At 52.7% G+C, this 19,701-nt stretch carries 22 protein-coding genes; 15 read left to right on the forward strand and 7 right to left on the reverse strand.

Features of this window, described 5'->3' with window-relative positions; genetic code table 11:
* Positions 1–8 precede the first annotated feature (8 nt).
* The 3 genes from EH198_RS10635 (at position 9) to EH198_RS10645 (ending at position 3,058) form a co-directional block, all read left to right on the forward strand.
* Positions 9–1,877: a B12-binding domain-containing radical SAM protein gene (locus EH198_RS10635; protein ID WP_124695505.1), complete on the forward strand. Its 1,869-nt coding sequence runs from the start codon at positions 9–11 to the stop codon at positions 1,875–1,877.
* Between the two features lie 68 nt (positions 1,878–1,945).
* Positions 1,946–2,437, forward strand: coding sequence for a GNAT family N-acetyltransferase (locus EH198_RS10640; RefSeq protein ID WP_185702839.1), 492 nt, complete (start codon positions 1,946–1,948; stop codon positions 2,435–2,437).
* A 39-nt stretch (positions 2,438–2,476) separates the two neighbouring features.
* A complete protein-coding gene (locus tag EH198_RS10645; protein ID WP_246014186.1) occupies positions 2,477–3,058 on the forward strand; it encodes a nucleotidyltransferase family protein in 582 nt (193 codons plus the stop codon).
* 9 nt (positions 3,059–3,067) lie between these two features.
* On the opposite strand, the gene EH198_RS10650 is transcribed toward EH198_RS10645, so the two are convergent.
* A complete protein-coding gene (locus EH198_RS10650) occupies positions 3,068–3,916 on the reverse strand; it encodes a class I SAM-dependent methyltransferase (RefSeq protein WP_246014188.1) in 849 nt (282 codons plus the stop codon).
* Between the two features lie 182 nt (positions 3,917–4,098).
* Between EH198_RS10650 and EH198_RS10655 the strand changes: the two genes are divergently transcribed.
* Together EH198_RS10655 and EH198_RS25485 are read left to right on the forward strand one after the other, a co-directional pair.
* On the forward strand, positions 4,099–4,353 hold the full coding sequence (locus EH198_RS10655) for a hypothetical protein (RefSeq protein WP_124695509.1): 255 nt from the start codon (positions 4,099–4,101) through the stop codon (positions 4,351–4,353).
* A gap of 92 nt (positions 4,354–4,445) precedes the next feature.
* Complete coding sequence (locus tag EH198_RS25485; RefSeq protein ID WP_425464154.1) at positions 4,446–4,574, forward strand: methyltransferase domain-containing protein; 129 nt, start codon at positions 4,446–4,448, stop codon at positions 4,572–4,574.
* Between the two features lie 124 nt (positions 4,575–4,698).
* Here EH198_RS25485 and EH198_RS10665 read toward each other — a convergent pair whose 3' ends face one another.
* The 4 genes from EH198_RS10665 to mnmL form a co-directional block, all read right to left on the reverse strand.
* Positions 4,699–5,652, reverse strand: a complete 954-nt coding sequence (locus EH198_RS10665; protein WP_185702840.1) for an alpha/beta fold hydrolase — start codon at positions 5,650–5,652, stop codon at positions 4,699–4,701.
* Positions 5,653–5,745: 93 nt separating this feature from the next.
* The gene (locus EH198_RS10670; protein ID WP_124695511.1) at positions 5,746–6,714 is read right to left on the reverse strand and encodes a type I phosphomannose isomerase catalytic subunit; all 969 of its coding nucleotides are present in this window, start codon (positions 6,712–6,714) and stop codon (positions 5,746–5,748) included.
* A 38-nt stretch (positions 6,715–6,752) separates the two neighbouring features.
* Positions 6,753–7,349, reverse strand: coding sequence for a tRNA 5-(aminomethyl)-2-thiouridylate-methyltransferase MnmM (gene mnmM / locus EH198_RS10675; protein ID WP_124695555.1), 597 nt, complete (start codon positions 7,347–7,349; stop codon positions 6,753–6,755).
* Positions 7,349–8,305, reverse strand: coding sequence for a tRNA modification radical SAM protein MnmL/YtqA (gene mnmL, locus EH198_RS10680; RefSeq protein ID WP_124695512.1), 957 nt, complete (start codon positions 8,303–8,305; stop codon positions 7,349–7,351). Before mnmL ends, mnmM begins: the two co-directional genes overlap by 1 nt.
* A 362-nt stretch (positions 8,306–8,667) precedes the next feature.
* Here mnmL and EH198_RS10685 point away from each other — a divergent pair, with 362 nt between their 5' ends.
* Together EH198_RS10685 and trmB are read left to right on the forward strand one after the other, a co-directional pair.
* On the forward strand, positions 8,668–8,850 hold the full coding sequence (locus EH198_RS10685; protein WP_124695513.1) for a hypothetical protein: 183 nt from the start codon (positions 8,668–8,670) through the stop codon (positions 8,848–8,850).
* 250 nt (positions 8,851–9,100) lie between these two features.
* Positions 9,101–9,814: a tRNA (guanosine(46)-N7)-methyltransferase TrmB gene (trmB, locus tag EH198_RS10690; RefSeq protein ID WP_124695514.1), complete on the forward strand. Its 714-nt coding sequence runs from the start codon at positions 9,101–9,103 to the stop codon at positions 9,812–9,814.
* A gap of 294 nt (positions 9,815–10,108) precedes the next feature.
* On the opposite strand, the gene EH198_RS10695 is transcribed toward trmB, so the two are convergent.
* On the reverse strand, positions 10,109–10,636 hold the full coding sequence (locus EH198_RS10695) for a phosphatase PAP2 family protein (protein WP_124695515.1): 528 nt from the start codon (positions 10,634–10,636) through the stop codon (positions 10,109–10,111).
* A gap of 423 nt (positions 10,637–11,059) precedes the next feature.
* Here EH198_RS10695 and EH198_RS10700 point away from each other — a divergent pair, with 423 nt between their 5' ends.
* The 4 genes from EH198_RS10700 to rplT all read left to right on the forward strand — a co-directional run bounded on the left by EH198_RS10700 (position 11,060) and on the right by rplT (position 13,713).
* The gene (locus EH198_RS10700; protein ID WP_124695516.1) at positions 11,060–12,298 is read left to right on the forward strand and encodes a glycosyltransferase family 2 protein; all 1,239 of its coding nucleotides are present in this window, start codon (positions 11,060–11,062) and stop codon (positions 12,296–12,298) included.
* Positions 12,299–12,589: 291 nt separating this feature from the next.
* The gene (gene infC / locus EH198_RS10705) at positions 12,590–13,087 is read left to right on the forward strand and encodes a translation initiation factor IF-3 (RefSeq protein ID WP_124695517.1); all 498 of its coding nucleotides are present in this window, start codon (positions 12,590–12,592) and stop codon (positions 13,085–13,087) included.
* 31 nt (positions 13,088–13,118) lie between these two features.
* Positions 13,119–13,319 (forward strand): 50S ribosomal protein L35, encoded by a 201-nt coding sequence (rpmI, locus tag EH198_RS10710; protein ID WP_042205713.1) that lies wholly within the window; start codon positions 13,119–13,121, stop codon positions 13,317–13,319.
* Between the two features lie 34 nt (positions 13,320–13,353).
* Positions 13,354–13,713, forward strand: a complete 360-nt coding sequence (rplT, locus tag EH198_RS10715) for a 50S ribosomal protein L20 (RefSeq protein ID WP_025333812.1) — start codon at positions 13,354–13,356, stop codon at positions 13,711–13,713.
* Between the two features lie 91 nt (positions 13,714–13,804).
* Here the strand turns inward: rplT and EH198_RS10720 are convergent, their stop codons facing one another.
* A complete protein-coding gene (locus EH198_RS10720) occupies positions 13,805–14,344 on the reverse strand; it encodes an acyl-CoA thioesterase (protein ID WP_124695518.1) in 540 nt (179 codons plus the stop codon).
* Positions 14,345–14,651: 307 nt separating this feature from the next.
* On the opposite strand from EH198_RS10720, the gene EH198_RS10725 reads away from it, so the two are divergent.
* The 4 genes from EH198_RS10725 to EH198_RS10740 all read left to right on the forward strand — a co-directional run bounded on the left by EH198_RS10725 (position 14,652) and on the right by EH198_RS10740 (position 19,579).
* Positions 14,652–15,728 carry a BMP family lipoprotein gene (locus tag EH198_RS10725; RefSeq protein WP_124695519.1) on the forward strand — a complete coding sequence of 359 codons (1,077 nt, stop codon included), beginning with the start codon at positions 14,652–14,654 and terminating at the stop codon, positions 15,726–15,728.
* Positions 15,729–16,014: 286 nt separating this feature from the next.
* Positions 16,015–17,553 carry an ABC transporter ATP-binding protein gene (locus EH198_RS10730; protein WP_124695520.1) on the forward strand — a complete coding sequence of 513 codons (1,539 nt, stop codon included), beginning with the start codon at positions 16,015–16,017 and terminating at the stop codon, positions 17,551–17,553.
* Positions 17,546–18,619 (forward strand): ABC transporter permease, encoded by a 1,074-nt coding sequence (locus tag EH198_RS10735; protein WP_124695521.1) that lies wholly within the window; start codon positions 17,546–17,548, stop codon positions 18,617–18,619. Before EH198_RS10730 ends, EH198_RS10735 begins: the two co-directional genes overlap by 8 nt.
* Positions 18,620–19,579: an ABC transporter permease gene (locus tag EH198_RS10740; RefSeq protein WP_124695522.1), complete on the forward strand. Its 960-nt coding sequence runs from the start codon at positions 18,620–18,622 to the stop codon at positions 19,577–19,579.
* The last annotated feature ends 122 nt before the right edge of the window (positions 19,580–19,701 follow it).

Raw genomic sequence — 19,701 nt, forward strand, 5'->3', positions numbered from 1 at the left:
TACGCAGCATGAAGATCGTCCTGGCCACATTGAACGCCAAGTATATCCACACCTCGTTGGCCATCCGTCTGCTCAAGGCTTACAGTCAGCATGAATTCGACATTCAGCTGGCGGAGTACACGATCAAAGACCCGGTGATGAACATCGTTTCCGACCTGTTTCAGAAGGCCCCGGACGTAATCGGGTTCTCGTGCTACATCTGGAACATCGAGGAGACGGTCAAGCTGATCGGCATCCTGAAGAAAATCATGCCAGGCGTGACGATCGTCCTTGGGGGACCGGAAGTGTCCTATGAGCCGCTGTACTGGATGAACCGCGAGCCGGGCATTGACTTCATCGTCTGCGGCGACGGGGAAGAGACGTTCCATCATCTGCTGCAGGAGCTGCGGGACGGGCGCAAGTTCCATTTTGTGTACGGGGCGGCTTACCGCAAGGGAGAAGAAGTGATCGTGAACCCTCCGCGTCCCAAGACCGATCTGAACACGCTGCCCACGCCGCACCGTTTTGCCGAGGATCTGCCGGATTTAAGCAAAAGAATTACCTATTTCGAAACTAGCCGGGGATGTCCATTCAACTGCCAGTTTTGTCTATCCAGCATTGAGGTGGGCGTCCGGTATTATGATATTGAGCGGGTCAAAGCGGATTTGTTGTATCTGATCCAGAATGGAGCCAAAACGATCAAGTTTCTGGACCGCACCTTCAACATCAACCGCGAGTACGCGCTGGAAATGTTCCGGTTCCTCATTGACAATCATGGCGGCTGCGTCTTCCAGTTCGAGATTACCGCCGACATCATGCGCCCCGAGGTGCTGGATTTTCTCGCGCAGAATGCGCCTCCCGGCATTTTCCGGTTTGAGATCGGCGTGCAGTCCACCAATGACGAGACGAACGAGCTGGTGAAGCGCCGCCAGAATTTTGCCAAGCTGTCGCGTACGGTCATGAAAATCAAGGAGAGCGGCAGCATCGACCAGCATCTTGATCTGATTGCGGGCCTGCCGATGGAGGATTACGCGACGTTCCGCAAAACGTTCAACGATGTCTTCGCCATGGAGCCGGAAGAGCTGCAGCTCGGCTTTCTCAAAATGCTGCGCGGCACCGGGCTGCGCGCTCAGGCGGCTAAGTATGATTATGTCTACATGGAGCATGCGCCGTATGAAATCCTGAGCAGCCATGTGATGCCCTTCTCGGACATTGTGCGGCTGAAGCGGCTGGAGGATGTGCTGGAAAAATATTGGAACAGCCACCGGCTGGACCACACGGTTAAGTATTTGATGCGCCATATTTTTGAATCTCCATTTGATTTCTTCCAAGAGTTCGGCGATTACTGGGAAGCGCGGGGTTGGCAAAAGATCGGGCACCAGCTGGAAGATCTGTTCACCCGGCTGAACGAATTTCTGCTTGAACGCGGTACGCCGGAGATGGAAATTATTACGGGCCTCATGAAGCTCGATTATTTCCTCGGCCATAAGTACAAGCCGCGCAAAGTGTGGTGGGAGCCGGTCCTCGGCAAAAATGAATGGGGACGCTATCTCCGGGAGATCGCCGAACGGCCTCAGCTTCTGGGGGAACCTAGGGCGGCTGCTTCTGGCGAAACGGCAGCGGAAGTGTCGGCAGCGGGAATACCGGCAACTGGAATCAGTGAACGAGAGCTGCAAAAATACGCGGTGCTGGAGATATTGCCATTTCCCCTGGCGAAGGCGCTGGCGTCCATCGGCGGTCTGAAGGCGGGAGCAAGCGGTGCCGGAGAAGCGGACGCGCCGGACGCAGGAGCGCCGCCGCAGGACGGCGAAAGCACCCTCTTGCTTGTGCTGTACCAGCAGGATGAGAGTCAGAAGCCTAGAGTTTATGACCTGCCGGTTCAGCGGGTTCTCCAGTAGGCAGAGGGCATCAGCTTTAGAGCATTCGAACTTCTTCAGTTAAGGGAACATAAGGAGGCTTCATGCCGATGAGCGGTACGGTTCGGCTGGTCGAATATGAGGATAAATACAAGGAGAGCCTGCTTGCGTTCTTTCTTCCGAAGGAGCAGGAAGAGTTCACGGGTATGCCTGCTGATACGCTGGAACCGGCCTTGCAGGATGTTAACCGGCATCCTACGGTTGTTGTGGAGGGCGACAAAGCCGTGGGTTTCTTTGTACTCCATGGCTGGGAAGGAATAGACAATGTGTACAGCGGCGGTTCCCGGGCAATGCTGTTTCGCGCATTCCTCATTGATTATTCAAGCCAGGGAAAAGGCTACGCGAAGGCGGCGCTCAGAATGCTGCCCTCGTTCGTCAGCGCATGTTATCCTGGAACGGATGAAATCGTGTTAAGTGTCAACGAAGAAAATATTTCGGCGCTGCGGCTATACTTGGACGCGGGTTTTCAGGACAACGGTCTTCGGAGGATGGGGCCCAAAGGACCGCAAAAAATTTTGCAATACACTGCCGGGTGCGGTTAACGTTGTCCATGGCCATGGCTCCGAAGGGGAGGAATTATGATGATCGAAACGCAGGAAATGCGGGACCGGCTCACCAACATTTTTGAACGGAATGAATGGTTGCTTTCGCTGTTCGGACGGGCGGAAAGTCTCAGTCCGCATCCGTACTATATCGGGGCGGGCTGCCTGGTGCAGACCGTCTGGAACGAACTTACGGGCAGGCCGCCGATGTACGGAGTCTCGGATATCGATATCGTCTACTTTGATGATGCCGACCTCGGTTACGAGGCAGAGAACGGGGTGGTGGAGCGGGGAAAGCGCCTTTTCGCGGAGCTTCCCTTCCCTGTCGACATCAAGAATCAGGCCCGTGTTCACCTGTGGTATCCCGAACGGTTCGGCGTCGGCCTTGCGCCTTACCCTTCTCTGGAAGCGGCGATCGACAGCTGGCCGACGACAGCTTCCTCGCTTGGCGCGCGGAAGGAGGCACACGGAAGCTGGCGGATTTACGCGCCTTTCGGCCTGGAGGACTTGTTCCGGCTGACGGTAAGGCCGAACAAGACTCTGGTTACGGAAAGCGCGTATTACGCCAAGGCGGACAAGTGGAAGAGCAAGTGGCCCGAGCTTGCCGTAATTCCGTGGTAGACCGGAAGTCTAACTGCGCTTTTTGGCGGCAGCCAGCAGGTGCGGACTCATTCCCAGCAGGCTTTCCTGCTCTTCAACGATGGAACTGATCCTCAGCAGCGCCGCCCGGCTTTCAGGATTCCTCCATTTTTCCGCCAAAGCGGGCACGATCCAGACCGGCCCCTCTACTGCGGCGGTGCTCAGGTGATTGAATCCGGATTCTTCGATTTCTTCCTTCAATTCATTCGGCAGATGAAAAAAAGCTCTTGCAATGAAATTTGGATATTCCTCGGGCCGGATATGCTGGCCGTCCGCAAGTTCGCGTTCGATCATCGACATAAAAGGCTGTTCTTCAAGAATATCGTTCTTTTGTCCGTAAACGGACAGACCCCAGAGAGTGGACCCGAACCTTGAAATGGCGGCGGCCAGCAGCGTTCCGCCCGGTTTGAGCAGTCTGAACGCTTCTTCTAGAGCATCCAAACGTTCGTCTCTCTCAGTCAAGTGATACAGCGGTCCCATCAGCAGAATAAGGTCGGCGCTTCCGCCGCTCCGTGCGATTCTCCGCCCGTCCGCGGTCTCGATCCGGTGTATCGGGGGGATGTCGCCGGGCGATTGAAGAGCAATGGCGTACTCCACGGCAGCGGGGGATAGGTCGAACAGATGAACCTCATGCCCTAGTTCGGCAAGCCATCTCGAATAGGCCCCGGCTCCGCCGCCGATATCGTAGATCACCATAGGCCGGTCGAACAAGTAACGGGAGATGATCTGTTTGCTCCGCTCCCATTCAATGACGCCGATCCCCGACTGAAGGCGGTTGATTTCCGATCCCGCGTTGTAATAATCCAGAATCTGCCGCAGGTCGTCTCTATTATCGTCCACGTTCATCCCTCCCTGTTATAAGGGGGAGTATACCCTGTTTTACCTGTTTTTGGATGTGATATATTTTGAAGCTATAAAGTTGTTCCAAAAGGTGCTAAACTGTGGTGAACTCGAACGAGACATTGAGCGCGGCGCTTGACACTGAGCGGATTGAGCCGCAGGAGCAAGGGGGGAATTGCGGGATGAAATGGCTAGAAATGAGACAGCTGTTTCCCAACCGGTTTGTATTGTTTTCTGTCCTTGAATATCATCAGGAAGGCACCCGAAGATTTATCGACGAGGTCGAGCCGATTCGCGTTGTTGCAGACGAAGACGCCCGCATGGAATTCAACCAAGCCGGACCCGGAAAGCTGGTCTATCATACTTCCAGTAAAGTATGCGTTATCCGTATCTGCAGAAGAAAATACAGCAGAGTGAGACGCAAAAAAACGAAGTAAGCCAATCTGCAAAAGGTTGGCTATTGCCATTTAAGCAGCGCAGGGAGCGAGCTTGTTAAAGCTTTTTTTTCCAGGGGAGGCAGCATAAAATACTGGACCTTGGCGCCGGAACGGGAATTTATTCTTTTTATTATGCGGATAAAGGCAATTCGATCGTCTCGACCGACCTTACGCCGAAGCATGTTGAGATCATTCAAAGCAAGATCATATGGAGCGAATAAGCTGGACAATGCGGCAACGGACGGCATAGGTGTATTAATGAAGGATACCGGAATCGCACAAAAAAGACAGGTCCGTCTCCAATAGGGAAGAGGCCTGTCTTTGCTGTTCATGGCGATATTTGTGCTACGTCCGAAGGAGGTCTTGTCCGGAGGGCAGATGGCGGACCAGCCAATCGAGCAGGTCGTCTGTAACCTGGCCGCGGTTTTTCTCATTCAGCATTTCATGCCGGCCCTCCGGGTACAGCCGCACCTCCAAATCGCTCACGCCAAGCCTCCGGTACAGTTCGGCCAGCAGGTGGACTCCTTTGCCGTTCATGCCGACCGGGTCCCTCTCGCCGGAGAATAAATATACCGGTTTGTCTTTACACAGAGAACCCAGCACGGCTTCGGTATGGATATCCTGCAGCAGTCTGAAGAAATCCCGGAAGAAACGGGTCGTGCAGATCGCTCCGCAGAACGGGTCGGATATGAAGCTGTCGACCTCCTCCGTATCGCTGCTAAGCCAATCGAAGGCTGTGCGGACGGGGGAAAAGGAGCGGTTATAGCCGCCGAACACGATGCCGTTAAGCAGCACGCTGCGGTGCCTTTCGCCCAAAAGCGCCAGCTGCGCCTTGGCCAGCGCCTCTCCGAACCGGAGCATCCCGCGGGGGCCGTTGCTTCCGCTCAAAATATAGCCCGCATATCTTTCGCTCCCCGGCTCGCACATCAGCTTCTGCGCCAGAAATGAGCCCATGCTGTGCCCGAGCAGAAATACGGGGACTCCCGGATGTCTGCCGGACGCGATCGCGGCAATCTGGAGAAGGTCGCGGCGCATCCAATAGAAGCCGTCGCGTCCGGCATCACCGAGCAAATCGATCTTTCCCGCTGTCCTGCCGTGTCCTCTGTGGTCTCCCGCATACACCGCGTAGCCCGCAGCGTTCAACCGGCCGGCCAAGCGGGCGTACCTGGCCGCCGTCTCGCACATGCCGTGCGAGATCTGAAGGATGCCCCTGACGGTTTCTTCGGCCTCCGGCAGCCATTCGTACACATGGATCGGGACGCCGAGAGGATCGGTCATCGTAAAGGAATGTTCTGTCACCAGCTTTTCCTCCTAATAAACAAGCGGGCAGGCGGACCGGGAGAAGCTTCAATATCCAAGCCGTGAGCGCCGCCTATGAGGCTAAATCAGGATTTAAGGCAAATACGAACGGAGCAGGGTTGCCTGCCCTTCAATAGTATAGACGCCGAGGTTGGCCGGGAGCAGATAGCATTCGCCTGCCGAATACGGCTGGGAGCCGCCTTCCCAGAGCAGATGCCCGCTTCCTTCGCAAATGACCAGTACGGTAAAGCTCTCCGGATTGGTTTCAAGGCTCCAGTTGCCGCTAACAATGCCTTTTTCCACGATAAAATATGGCGACTCCGCCAGTCGCAGCCATTCTCCGGGTACGGCGCCGTCCGTCTTCATGGAGGTTGCCCCCGCGCCTTCGTAAGCGGTGACGTTCAGCGAATCCTCGATATGCAGCTCGCGCGGCTTGCCGTCAAGGCCGGGCCGGTCGTAATCATATATCCGGTATGTAGTGTCGGAGTTCTGCTGGATTTCCGCCACGACCACGCCCGCGCACAGGGCATGCACCGTTCCGGCCGGAATATAGAACGTATCCCCTGCCGAAACTGGAACCTCCTGAAGGAGATCCATTACCGTGCCGTCTTCCAGCGCTTGGCGGAGATTTTCGCGGTTCACGTCTTCCTTGAGGCCGTAGATGATTTTGGCGTCCGGCTTGGCGTCGAGAACGTACCACATTTCAGTCTTGCCTAGTTCGCCCTTGGGCAACCGGTTGTAGTCGTCGGTGGGATGAACCTGAACGGACAGGTTGTCGTTGCAGTCGAGAAGCTTGATCAGTAGAGGGAATCTTCCGTTCGTTTCCGAGTAACCCTTGCTGCCGAACCATTCACGGCCGTAACCTTCGCGGATCTGGTCCAGGCCCTGACCAGCAAGCTCGCCGTTTACAACGGAAGAGGTTCCGTTCGGGTGGTCGGCGATCATCCAGCCTTCGCCGATATGGCCTTCGGGCAAGTTCAGGCCGAACTTCTCCAGGGCTCTTCCGCCCCAGACGCGTTCTTTGAATTCCGGTTGAAATTTTAAAGGATAAGGCAGTGTCATAGATTCATCTTCCTCTCCAACTGAGATATTTAGCAATCTTATCCCCTTTTTTTCTCTAACGCGATAACATAGGGGGCCGTTCTTCGCTGAAGCTGGCGGTACACGATGGCACTGGCCGTTTGCTGCGGAACGGAGGACGCCCAGGCTAGGGCCGCTTCCGCTTCCAGCTCGCCTCCGGGATGTCCGGGGTAAAGGACCGCCGTTACAATCCCGCCGGGCCGGAGAAGGTCGAGGGAAGCCCCGAGCGCGGCAACCGAACTGCCCGGTAAAGTGATAACGCTCTTGTCCGCGTCGTCCGAGGGAAGATAGCCGAAGTTGAACATGATGGCCCCGACGCTGCCGAGCCACGAAGGGGGCAGTTCGTCGGCCATCGCGGCATGGCTCTTTAACAGAAGAGTCGAAGGAGCAATGCTGTTCCCCGTATCCTCCCTGGCGCGGCGCAGGCGCTCTTCGGCAAGCTTCAAAGCCTCGGGCTGGATATCGAAGCCGTAGACCTCGCCTCTTGGTCCCGCCGCCTTGGCAAGGAACAGCGTGTCCGCGCCGGTTCCTACTGTGGCATCCACGGCGCGCTCGCCGCGAGAAAGACGATCTTCTACCAATTTATGGGCGAAGCTCAGCACGGATAGGAAGCCCATCAGCGCTTTCTCCAATACTTACCCTGCCAGGTATCTCTGCGCACCAGTTCATCGTCGATTGCATTGAGAACTTCCCATTTCTTGAGGCTCCACATCGGACCGATAAGCAGATCGCGGGGAGCGTCTCCGGTCAAACGGTGTACGATCATTTCCGGCGGCAGCATTTCCAGCGAATCGGCGATGAGCTTAACATATTCATCCTGCTCCAGAAAACGAAGCAGTCCCGCTTCATACTGCTTAACCATCGGCGTTTTGCGCATCAGATGCAGAAGATGGATTTTGATGCCCTGCACATCCATCTGCGATACGGCGGACACCGTCTCCAGCATCATTTCGTGGGTTTCCTGCGGAAGGCCGTGGATAATGTGCGTGCAGACCCGGATGCCGCGGCTGCGCAGCTTCTCCACAGCCTCGTGATAGCACTCCGTATCATGTGCCCGGTTAATGAGCCGCGAGGTGGACTCGTGAATGGTCTGCAACCCCATTTCCACCCATAGATAAGTCCGTTCGTTCAATTCCGCCAGATAATCGACAACATCATCCGGAAGGCAGTCGGGGCGGGTGGCGATGGACAATCCGACAACCCCCGGCTGTTCGAGTATAACCTCGTAGTACTCCCGCAGTTCCTCAACCGGCGCGTAAGTGTTGGTATATGCCTGAAAATAACCGATATACTTGGCGTTCGGCCACTTCAGATGCTGGCGGTCGCGGACATTTCCGAACTGGGTGACCAGATCGTCGCGCCGGCTTCCGGCGAAATCTCCCGATCCTCTTGCGCTGCAAAAAGTGCAGCCTCCCTTGGCAATTGAGCCGTCGCGGTTGGGGCAGGTGAAACCGGCGTCCAGCATGACTTTGAACACTTTATCGCCAAACTGTTCGCGCATTTCGTAATTCCAGGTATGAAAACGTTTATCTCCCCACAGCGAGGCCGTGGAAGGGACTTCTAGTATAGACATGGATGTCTCCTTTAATTGCAAGTAATAATCTTACCCGAGTCCATTGTATCAAAAAAAGGGGGCGAACGTAACCGGACAAGACTCCCAAGCGGTTTGACGAAAAGAGCGGCGAATTTGCACGATCGAAATCGCTTTATCGCACGCAGGCGAGTCCCCGTTTTTCTCGTACTTATTGAGTATTTTTTACAAAAATTATGTTTTAAAAATAGGCCTGCAGAAGGAGAAAATCCACTTGAAATTACTTACACGACATGTTATATTTTGATTGTAAAAACGCTTCATCGTCACCAGCCAGCATGAATGAAGGAATTCATTATCTCCTGTCGCCGTGGTCCATACAATTAACCGTGAGGTGATCAAACATGAATTCTCAAGCCGTACATCCCGAAGGCAGAGGTCCGATCGACGTCCAGTTGACTCCCGACGAGGCTCTTGCGCTTACGGGCGTTGAATTTAAGGGGAATCCGAAGATTAAGACTGAAGCGCAGCGCAAAATCCGCAATGCTTTCGAGAAGACATTTGATTTTAACTCCGAAGCAAGATAGACTATGAGTTGTTGAAATTAGGGACCCCAATTCCAAATACAACAGGGAAGGAATTTCCTTTGCTTTCGCCGCTGGCGGGAGTTCGGGAAATTCCTTTTTCTTTTTCGTTTTTTCATCTTTACTTTTTGCAGTAAGTTAGGCACAATATTGCAGTTGACAGTGATTAAACTGAAATGTTGAAAATCCAATTCATCCCATCTCCAAATGGGCTTTCTTGGCTAAATTTTGTTGGATATTGAAAGGAGTAAACATGCGTTTACGCGGAAGAAAAGGAATACGCGAAAGTCTGGAGCAGCAGACCGATCTGGTCGTGCTCGACCCTCGCAGCCACAAAGGACAATGGGCCGGAGTTTTTGGAAACGACCGCCCGATTTATGTCGAGTTCGGAATGGGAAAAGGGCAGTTCATCAGCCGGATGAGCCGCAAGTACCCGGAGATCAATTTCATCGGTGTGGATATGTACGATGAGCTGATCCGCCGCGCCGCGGAAAAAGCCCGGAACGAATGGGAACCGGAGGGGCTGGAAACGCCGCCGAATCTGAAACTCGCGCTGGCCAATATCGACTATGCGGAGGAAGTGTTCGCTGAGGGAGAACTGCAGCGCATTTATCTGAACTTCAGCGATCCCTGGCCGAAAACGAAGCATGCCCGCCGCAGATTGACGCATCCCCGTTTTTTGGACAAGTACCGCGGGCTGCTCAACCCTCTGGGAGAAATTCATTTGAAGACGGATTCGCGCAGCCTGTTCGAATTTTCCCTGAACGCCTTTTCCGACTTCGGCCTGCAGATGACGAACATTTCGCTGGATCTGCACGCGGGTGGCATTAACGAGGAGCATGTCATGACCGAATATGAAACCAAGTTCGTCGGCCAGGGCATACAGATCCATCGCTGCGAGGCGATTGTCGGAGCAGAAGCGCTGGAACGCTATCAAGCCTTGCGTTTGGACAAATACAGACTATAACCAGGGATTGCCGCTGCTTGAAAGGCAAATAACAGCCGCCGGAAGAGAGCATACCTATGACAAAAAGAGGGTCCTTCAGCCTAGGCCGGCAGAACCCTCTTTTGTTATCTCTCCATTCAATTTGGCTTCGGGCGCTTAGCCTCGTTTTTTCAGAAGATTGTCCATGATCTCCGGCCGATGCCGGTGGACAATATTTTTTGCAGGCCGGGTATACAAAAGCCGGTGCAGGGCAAGCGTGGTAAGAATGATTAACGAATTCCGTTCTGTAAAACATAGCATGTCCGGAACGCGGACTCAACTCCACAAGGCGACCGTGCCTGCAGCGACCGCGGCGCCGATCAGAGCGCCTGCCGCCACATCGGAGGGGTAATGGAGCCCAAGATAGATCCGTGAGAATCCCACCGTCATGGCCAGCGGAAGCAGGATGAAAGCCAGAACGGGAAAAGCCGCGATATAAGGCACAACCGAGGCGAAGATGGCCGTCGTATGCCCGGACGGGAACGAATGGTCCTTGAGCGGATTGCGGAACGTATTCGTTCCGGGCAGCGCCAGGTAAGGACGTGCCCTGGGATACAGCCTTTTGGCGACGGCGACGGGAAGATGGCTGACGGCCAGGGCGATCAGGGCCTGAAGGGCAGGCAGCTTTAACTGGGGCGGGGCAAATGCCCACACCAGAAGGCTGACCCCGACGCTGGCGGTCGCTCCGCCCAGATGGGTCAGATAAAAGAGCCAGAAATTCAGGTGACGGTTGTGCAGCCGTCCGTTGATCCAATGAAACAGGCGCCGCTCTGCAGTAAGCAATTTTAACATTTTAGGTCTCATAGTGGTCCCTCCGTTAGTAACGGCAGCCGGATAACCGGCCTTAATTAGGATAACCCGCTTTAGCCTGTACAACTAACATCATCATACTTTTTTGCAAGAGCCGATTTCAAGGAAAAGGTCGGTTTTGCGCGAAAAATGACAGCTTTGACTTAGAGTGCCATTAAGCCGTACAATGATTCAAGCGGTCTTTCCACGTTTATATGGTAACAGAGAAAATCAAGCGTTTTGTAAAGTTGGGGATCTGGGAAGAAATACCATATCGGCGGCATATATAAAAAAGGCTAAGCCCGCTGAGAATACCCGCTGAGAATAAAAGTGGATTTCTCGTCTGAAGTTCAAGCTTGCAACAAAAGGGTCATTAACCGCGTTCTAAGGTCAAAGAAAAAAAGAACCTGAACCAAAAAAAGGGGGCATCAAAGGATCATGACAGATGCAATTTTTGTAACGCTCCAAGTGGTCTTGGCGTTAATCGCGATTTATCAGTTCGGATTCTCGTTGTTCGGACTGCGCAAGAAAAAGAAAAAGGAGTTGTTCCCTCCGCAAAAATCGTTTGCGGTGCTCGTGGCAGCGCATAACGAACAAGAAGTGGTCGGAGCGCTCATGGAAAATTTGAAGCAGCTGAATTATCCGAAAGAACTTTACGACGTATTCGTCATCTGCGATAACTGTACGGACGCAACAGCCCGCATTGTTCGGGAGCATGGCATGAACGCCTGCGTCCGAACCAATAATAACCTGAGAGGCAAAGGCCACGCCATCGAGTGGATGCTGGGGAACCTTTGGGAGATGCCGCGCCAATACGATGCTGTCGTGATGTTCGATGCGGACAATCTGGCCCATACCGACTTCCTGATGGAGATGAACAACGATCTCTGTTCCGGCGCAAAAGTTATCCAAGGCTACATAGATACGAAGAATCCCGAGGATTCTTGGATCACCGCAGCCTATGGCATCTCTTACTGGTATATTAACCGTCTCTGGCAGCTGTCCCGCCACAATCTGGGAATGGCCAACTTCCTGGGCGGAACGGGCATGTGCTTCGAAACGAATCTGCTCAAGGAAATGGGCTGGGGAGCAACCAGCCTTGTAGAGGACCTGGAGTTCACCATGCGCAGCGCGTCAAAGGGCGTATATCCCGAGTTCAACTACGACGCCAAAGTATTTGACGAGAAGCCGCTCACGTTCAAAGCCTCGTCCAGACAGAGGCTTCGCTGGATGCAGGGGCATTTTACCGTCGCCCGCCGCTATTTCTTCCCTCTGCTATGGCAGAGTATCAAAGAGCGGAGCCTGACCAAATTCGACCTGGCCCTGTACGGCGCCAACGTATATATCGTGCTCCTTACGTTCCTGATGACCGCGGTCATGTGGATCGACAGCTCGCTGCTCGACGGGCCGCATATCGCCAACCTGTACGGGCACTTGCCTTTGTGGCTCAGCTATGTCGCTATCGGCGCCAACATATTCACCTTTTTCATATCGATGATTCTCGAGAAGGTGACGTTCAAGAAGGTGTACGCCTATATGCTGGTCTTTCCGGTTTACCTGATTTCATGGTATCCGATTACGTTCTACGCGTTCTTTACGCAAAACAACAAGCAGTGGAGCCATACCAAGCATACCCGCGTCGTTCGCCTGGAGGAAGTTCAAAGCAAGCAGGGCTAGCTCCTGCAATAGAAAGTCGCCAGATTAATGGTTGACATCACTGCGCCAAATATTGTATAGTATTCAAGTGTGCTAAATATGTCGGAGATTACAAGCAGAAGCACCGGCTTCTCACCTGATCGGCTTTAAGCCGGCTGGTTTTGATCTCAATGCTTTATGAATGCTGTTCGTTCATGAACGTTGATCAAACGGGTTGTCGGTAAATTCCGGCGACCCGTTTTTTATTGGGAAGAAGCTGTTATATTTATAGCCAATTAGATCCGGAGGTGGAGAATTATCAGTAAGGACCATATGATCAATGATGAGATTCGGGCGAAAGAAGTCCGTTTGGTTGGTGCGGAAGGAGAACAAATCGGGATTAAACCGATCCGCGAAGCGTTGCAAATGGCAATAGATCTTAATCTGGATTTAGTCAATGTAGCGCCGCAAGCGAAACCGCCGGTATGCCGCATCATGGATTACGGGAAGTTCCGTTATGAGCAGCAGAAGAAAGAGAAGGAAGCCCGCAAGAACCAGAAGATCGTGGACATCAAGGAAGTCTGGTTCCGCGCGAACATTGAAGAACATGACTATCAGACCAAGTTCCGCAATGTGGTCAAGTTTCTGAGTGAGGGCGACAAGGTGAAATGCTCCGTCCGCTTCCGCGGACGTGAAATTACCCATGCGAATATCGGTCAGAAAATTCTGGAGCGTGTCAAATTGGAAGTGGCCGAGATTTCCGTTGTGGAGCGCCAGCCCAAGCTGGAAGGCCGCAGCATGATCATGATTTTGGCACCCAAATCATCTTAACAAGCAGCATAACTATTGAGGAGGAAACACAATGCCTAAAATGAAAACTCACAGCAGCCTGAAGGGCCGCTTTAAAATTACCGGAACGGGTAAAGTAATGCGCTACAAAGCTTACAAAAACCATCTGCTGTCCCACAAGTCCAAGCGCGCTAAACGGGTTCTGGGAACTAACCCTGAAATGGCTCCTGGCGACGTAAGACGCCTGAAGCAAGGCCTGGCTAACTTGAAATAGTTTTTATTACACAATTTTTGGGAGGTTTATTAATATGGCAAGAGTTAAAGGCGGCTTCGTCGTTCGTCGTAAACATAAAAAAGTACTGAAACTGGCAAAAGGTTACTTCGGCTCCAAGCACCGCATTTTCAAAACCGCTAAAGAGCAAGTAATGAAATCGTTGGTATACGCATACCGCGACCGTCGTCAAACGAAACGCAACTTCCGCAGACTGTGGATCGTTCGTATCAACGCCGCAGCCCGTCTGAACGGCCTGTCCTACAACAAGCTGGTACACGGCCTGAAACTGGCAGGAGTGGACATCAACCGCAAAATGCTGGCTGATCTGGCTGTAAACGATCTGAACGCATTCAACTCCCTGGCTACCGTAGCCAAAGAGAAGATCAACGCGTAAGCAACTTTTTGAGATATGAAAAGCACCGCTTCCCGGGATTCCCGTGCAGCGGTGCTCTTTTTGTGGAAATTTATGCGTATGCGGAAGCCGATTACTCCCAGTATTTTGTCGTTATAAGCTGGGCAGCCAGTTTCTTGCTGGCGGCGCGTCTGACTTTCCGCAGTTCTGACCGTTCCTCCGCCAAATCGCTGATCAGCTTCTCTTCGTCCGTCTCGGGAATAACGGCGGGTACGGGGGCGGGCTTGCCGTCAGGATCGATGGCCACAAAGGTAAGGAAGGAAGTGGCCGCCACGGCACGCTCTCCGGAATATAAATTTTCGGCTATAACCTTAACGAATACCTCGATGCTCGTGCGGCCGGTCCAGGAGACAAAGGATTCGAAGCAGAAGGAATCGGTAGGCCGGATCGGGGACAGAAAGTCTACGGAGTCGGTGGAGGCGGTAACGACATTGCATCGGCAATGGCGCATCGCGGAGATGGAGGCGACTTCATCTATGTTGCTCATCAGCTTCCCGCCGAAAAGGGTTTGGTGATTATTAATATCGTTGGGGAAGACACGCCCCGTTTTGAATACGCGCGACTCCCGGCAGTATTTCGAAGCCGGAGCTGCCGGCTGGGATGATTCACTCATCATGATCGGCTTCCTTTCCTTGGAATGATAAACATATATAATAATAGAATTTACCAGATTGTGCAATACTATTTATGTTTGCTTCAGGTAGGCTATGAGGACTTCGTAGCTAATGTGACATCAAGGAGACAAATACATCACATAACACGTAATGGAAAGCGATTTCTTGAGAAAAAATGCAAATTTTTATTAACCAAAGGTCATTAATTTACTGGATTTTACCGTTTTTAACCGTTATAATTTGTTTCAATGGCATGTCCAAGGAGAATACAGAAGACATCCAATTTCTTAAGGGGGATAACAATCGATGAAAAAAGTTTTCAAGCTGTCTCTCGTTATGCTGCTTGCTTTCACGGTCATTCTGGCCGGGTGCGGAAGCAACAATAACAACACGTCCGGAGACACAAACACTAACACAGGCACCAACACTGGAACCAATACGGGCGCCGGCGAAGCCACGACGGACAACTCCAACATCAAAATCGGTATGGTTACCGACGTTGGCGGCGTAAACGACAAATCGTTTAACCAATCCGCCTGGGAAGCCCTGCAAGCTCTTGAGAAAGAAAACGGCGTTAAGGTTCAATACCTGCAAAGTAAATCCAATGCGGACTATGAGCCGAACCTGAACCAATTTGTTAAAGACGGTTATGCTCTTACCTGGGGCATCGGTTTTGACATGGGCGATTCCGTGAAAAAAGTTGCGGGTGAGAATCCCGACGCCAAGCTGGCCATCATAGACAACGTAGTAGATGCTCCAAACGTAGAATCCGTTACCTTCTCCGAGAACGAAGGCTCGTTCCTGGTAGGCGTGGTTGCCGGTTTGACGACCAAGACGAACAAGATCGGATTTATCGGCGGTGCGGAAAGCCCGGTAATCAAACGTTTTGAAGTGGGCTTCAAAGCAGGCGTTGCAGCAGTTAATGCTAGCGCAAAAGTAACGGTTACTTATGCCGGGGCTTATGACAAGCCGGACATCGGCAAATCCCTGGCTGCCACTTTGTACGATGCAGGCAATGACATCATCTTCCCTGCGGCTGGCGCAACAGGCAACGGCGTATTCAACGAAGCTAAATCCCGCAACAAAGCCGGCGGCACGAAAGTATGGGTAATCGGCGTAGACAAAGACCAGTCGCTCGAATTTGGCGACGATGTAACGCTGACTTCCATGATGAAACGCGTTGATGAAGCAGTTAAGGTTGTTTCCAAGCAAATCATCGACGGTACTTTCAAAGGCGGCAGCACTACCGTGCTCGGTTTGAAAGACAACGGCGTAGGTCTGCCGGAAACTTCTAAAGCCAACGTTAGCGCCGACATTCTGGCTAAAGTCGACGATTACAAACAACAAATCATCGACGGTAAGATTACTGTACCTTCCGAATAATTCTTTTCTATAATTGAATAAGATCGGAACAAGAATCAAGGCCGGTTGTATAGCTGGCCTTGTTCTTAGTTAGGCGGGCGACTTTTATATCAAGGCCCTTCCCATCCGGTACGGCTACCGTCTCGCAAGAGGCGGTACAGCCGTGTCTAAAGAAGATATTTGAACTTCCGGAATTGTATCTATTTTTCTGTACTCCCCGCATGGGTTCCGGGGACGACCCCCACTATATGGGCTCAGGGACAAACAGCGGCTTTGCTGAATTATAATCTGTAATGAGGGTGATTCCATGAGTGCTGCGGCTCCTGTCGTAGAGTTGAAGCAAATCACGAAACGTTTTCCCGGTATCGTCGCCAATGACTCTATCAGCCTGACGCTGGAGAAGGGCGAGATTCATGCGCTGCTCGGCGAGAATGGGGCAGGCAAATCCACATTGATGAATATCGTATTCGGACTGTATCAGCCCGATGAAGGCAGCATTGAAATCGGCGGCAAACCGGTTATTATCGACAGCCCCAATAAAGCCATCGAGCTTGGCATCGGTATGGTGCACCAGCATTTCAAGCTTGTAGACCCTTTTACGGTAACCGAGAATATCATTCTTGGAATGGAGCCGAAGAAAGGCCTTAAAATCGACTATAAATCCGCAGCGGAGCAGGTTCGCAAGCTGTCGGAGCTGTACGGTCTTCAAGTTAATCCGCACGCGAGAATCCATGATATCTCGGTAGGGATGCAGCAGCGTGTGGAAATTATGAAAACCTTGTACCGCGGTGCGGATATTCTTATATTTGACGAGCCTACCGCCGTGCTTACTCCTCAGGAAATCAATGAGCTTATGGCGATTATGAAGCGCTTGGTTGCCGAGGGCAAATCCATTATTCTGATCACCCATAAACTGAAAGAAATCATGTCCATATCGGACAGGGTTACCATTATTCGCCGCGGCAAGGTTATCGACACCGTCAAAACATCGGAGACCAATCCGAACGAGCTGGCCGAGAAGATGGTTGGACGGGACGTAACGTTTAAAGTGGACAAGCTGGACCCGCATGTCGGAAACACGGTCCTTAAACTAGACGGAGTAAACAGCAAGAACAAGGAAGGCATATCGGTATTAAACAATCTGAGTTTTGAAGTCAAGTCCGGAGAAATTCTGGGTATTGCCGGGGTAGATGGAAACGGTCAGAGCGAACTGATTCAGGCCATCACAGGCCTCCGTAAAATCGATTCAGGTTCCATTATCGTCGAAGGGAAGGAAATAGCCAACCTGTCCCCGCGAAAAATATCGGAAATGAATGTATCGCATATCCCGGAGGACCGGCATAAGCACGGTCTCGTGCTTGACTTCACCGTCAGCGAGAATATGGTGCTTGAAACCTACTACAAGAGTCCATACAACCGGAACGGTTTTATGAATAACGAAGTGATTGACAAGCATGCCGAGGAGCTGGTACAGGCCTTCGACGTGCGAACGCCATCGATACACAACACTGCCCGTTCCCTGTCGGGAGGCAACCAGCAAAAAGCCATTATTGCGCGGGAAATAGACAAAGAACCGACCCTGCTGATTGCGGCGCAGCCGACGCGCGGCCTTGATGTTGGCGCTATCGAATTTGTGCAAAAACAGCTGATAGCCCAGCGGGACCAAGGCAAAGCGGTGCTGCTCGTCTCATTTGAGCTGGACGAAATCATGAATGTATCCGACCGTATCGCCGTTATTTATGAAGGACAAATTGTTGGCGAGGTCTATCCGAAGGATACGAATGATCAGGAGCTTGGGCTTATGATGGCAGGCGGCCTGAAGCGGGGAGGTAAAGCGGGTGAATAAGTTTAAAAAAATATTTGCGACTGACAGTTATATTGTGCCGCTTGTCGCGATCCTGCTTGGATTTCTGGTCGGCGCAATCGTTATGCTGATCGGAGGCTATGATCCGATCGCTGCCTATGGAGCCTTGTTCAAGCGCGTTTTCGGCAGCCCGTATGATTTCGGCGAGGCAATCCGCGAAATGACGCCGCTGATGCTGACCGGTCTATCGGTAGCATTTGCGTTCCGTTCCGGACTCTTTAATATCGGTGCAGACGGTCAGGTGCTGATCGGAATGACGGCGGCATCGCTCATCGGCATTAAATGGGCAGGATTGCCCTTGTTCCTTTTGGTTCCCCTTGCGGTTATCGGAGCCGGCTTGTGCGGCGGTCTTTGGGCCGGTATTGCCGGTTACCTGAAAGCCAAGCGCGGCATCAACGAAGTTATCACAACGATTATGCTGAACTGGATTGCCCTTTTTCTGGCCAACTACATTGTCCGCACGTTTTTGCTGATTCCGGGGCAGAATCGGTCCGAGGATATTCCGGCTTCCATATCAATGACCTTTTTAAATTCATTCTTTGATAACGCACGCCTTCACTGGGGAACGTTTATCGCGCTGGCGGCGGCGGTGTTCTTCTACATTTATTTGTGGAAGACGAAGCAGGGCTTTGAGATGCGGGCTGTAGGCCTTAATCCCCATGCCGCCGAGTATGCGGGGATGAATGTTGGACGAAACGTCATGAAATCGATGTTTATTGCCGGAGTCTTCGCGGGACTCGCCGGAGCCGGCGAGGTGCTTGGCGTATTTCACTACCAGGCCGTGTTTGCGGGATCGCCGGGCTACGGCTTTGACGGCATCGCTGTTGCGCTGCTGGGGCTTACACATCCTTTCGGTGTCATTCTGGCCGCGATTCTTTATGGAATGCTGACTTACGGGTCGGCGGGCATGAGCTTCAATGCGGACGTTCCGCCTGAGCTGATCCGCATCGTAATCGGTTCGATTATATTCTTCATCGCGGCACAGGGGATTGTGCGCTGGGTGCTCAAGCCCTTTTACTTCAAGCGCAAGAAAGAGAAGGTGTTATAGATGGATGTGCTGACGCTGCTAGGCCAAATGCTTAATACGACGCTTGTATTCTCCACAGCGCTCATTTTCGCCGCTCTGGGCGGCATCTTCTCCGAGCGTTCGGGGGTGGTGAACATCGGGCTTGAGGGCCTCATGATGTTCGGTGCCTTTGCCGCCGCCGTCGGCGGTTATTATGCCCAGGATGCGGGGTATGCCGGCATGGCTCCCTGGATCGGCGTGCTCTGCGCCATGGCTGTCGGCATAATTGGGGCGCTGATTCATGCCGTCGCTTCCATAACGTTCAAAGCGGATCAGACGATCAGCGGTACGGTAATCAACTTCCTGGCCGCGGGCAGTACGCTTTACCTGGTTAAGCTGCTGTTTGAAGGGGCTGGGGAAACGCCGCTGATCGACGGGTTCTATAAATACAAGGTGCCGTTGCTTTCTGAAATTCCGGTGCTCGGACCCGGTTTGTTTAATAGTTACCCTACTACCTACCTGGCGGTCATTCTGGTGATTGTGGTGTATTACCTCCTGTTCAAAACGCCGTTCGGTCTTCGGCTCCGGGCGGTCGGCGAGCATCCGAGCGCAGCAGACACGCTTGGGGTTAACGTCAACCGGATGCGGTATATCGGCGTTATGCTAAGCGGCATGTTGGCCGGTATCGGGGGAGCGACGATTACACTTACGACGACGGGCACCTTCGCCCACAATACGATTTCCGGGCAGGGCTTTATCGCCATTGCGGCCATGATTTTCGGCAAGTGGAATCCGCTTGGAGCGTTCGGCGCGGCCGTGTTCTTCGGGTTCTCGCAGGCGATCCGCAATTATGTTCAACAATTTGGATGGTCTCAGGATATCCCCCAGGAATTTATCTACATGATCCCTTACGTGCTGACCATTATTGTCCTTGTGAGCGCGGTCGGCCGTTCATCGGCTCCGTCGGCGCTGGGGCAGCCTTACGATCCAAGCAAACGATAAAAGGCGATCGTCCCCTGACGTTCTCTTTCGTTTCAACCGCATTTCCGGTTTCCGCCGGAGATGCGGTTTTTTGTTCTCGCATTTTCTTATTCGGATAGGCAGCCTGGGCAGAGGTACAGGCG

Origin of the sequence: Paenibacillus rhizophilus (genome assembly GCF_003854965.1) — a bacterium.
GTDB lineage: Bacteria > Bacillota > Bacilli > Paenibacillales > Paenibacillaceae > Paenibacillus_AQ > Paenibacillus_AQ rhizophilus.

Bases quoted from the DNA above. Each gene is read 5' to 3' on its own strand.
- mnmM (WP_124695555.1), bottom strand. From the start codon at position 7,349: ATGGGCTTCCTATCCGTGCTGAGCTTCGCCCATAAATTGGTAGAAGAT.
- EH198_RS10635 (WP_124695505.1), top strand. From the start codon at position 9: ATGAAGATCGTCCTGGCCACATTGAACGCCAAGTATATCCACACCTCG.
- EH198_RS10655 (WP_124695509.1), top strand. From the start codon at position 4,099: ATGAAATGGCTAGAAATGAGACAGCTGTTTCCCAACCGGTTTGTATTG.
- EH198_RS10700 (WP_124695516.1), top strand. From the start codon at position 11,060: ATGACAGATGCAATTTTTGTAACGCTCCAAGTGGTCTTGGCGTTAATC.
- EH198_RS10645 (WP_246014186.1), top strand. From the start codon at position 2,477: ATGATCGAAACGCAGGAAATGCGGGACCGGCTCACCAACATTTTTGAA.
- rplT (WP_025333812.1), top strand. From the start codon at position 13,354: ATGGCAAGAGTTAAAGGCGGCTTCGTCGTTCGTCGTAAACATAAAAAA.
- EH198_RS10730 (WP_124695520.1), top strand. From the start codon at position 16,015: ATGAGTGCTGCGGCTCCTGTCGTAGAGTTGAAGCAAATCACGAAACGT.
- EH198_RS10640 (WP_185702839.1), top strand. From the start codon at position 1,946: ATGAGCGGTACGGTTCGGCTGGTCGAATATGAGGATAAATACAAGGAG.
- rpmI (WP_042205713.1), top strand. From the start codon at position 13,119: ATGCCTAAAATGAAAACTCACAGCAGCCTGAAGGGCCGCTTTAAAATT.
- mnmL (WP_124695512.1), bottom strand. From the start codon at position 8,305: ATGTCTATACTAGAAGTCCCTTCCACGGCCTCGCTGTGGGGAGATAAA.
- EH198_RS10695 (WP_124695515.1), bottom strand. From the start codon at position 10,636: ATGAGACCTAAAATGTTAAAATTGCTTACTGCAGAGCGGCGCCTGTTT.
- trmB (WP_124695514.1), top strand. From the start codon at position 9,101: ATGCGTTTACGCGGAAGAAAAGGAATACGCGAAAGTCTGGAGCAGCAG.
- EH198_RS10740 (WP_124695522.1), top strand. From the start codon at position 18,620: ATGGATGTGCTGACGCTGCTAGGCCAAATGCTTAATACGACGCTTGTA.
- EH198_RS10670 (WP_124695511.1), bottom strand. From the start codon at position 6,714: ATGACACTGCCTTATCCTTTAAAATTTCAACCGGAATTCAAAGAACGC.
- infC (WP_124695517.1), top strand. From the start codon at position 12,590: ATGATCAATGATGAGATTCGGGCGAAAGAAGTCCGTTTGGTTGGTGCG.
- EH198_RS10725 (WP_124695519.1), top strand. From the start codon at position 14,652: ATGAAAAAAGTTTTCAAGCTGTCTCTCGTTATGCTGCTTGCTTTCACG.
- EH198_RS10685 (WP_124695513.1), top strand. From the start codon at position 8,668: ATGAATTCTCAAGCCGTACATCCCGAAGGCAGAGGTCCGATCGACGTC.
- EH198_RS10720 (WP_124695518.1), bottom strand. From the start codon at position 14,344: ATGAGTGAATCATCCCAGCCGGCAGCTCCGGCTTCGAAATACTGCCGG.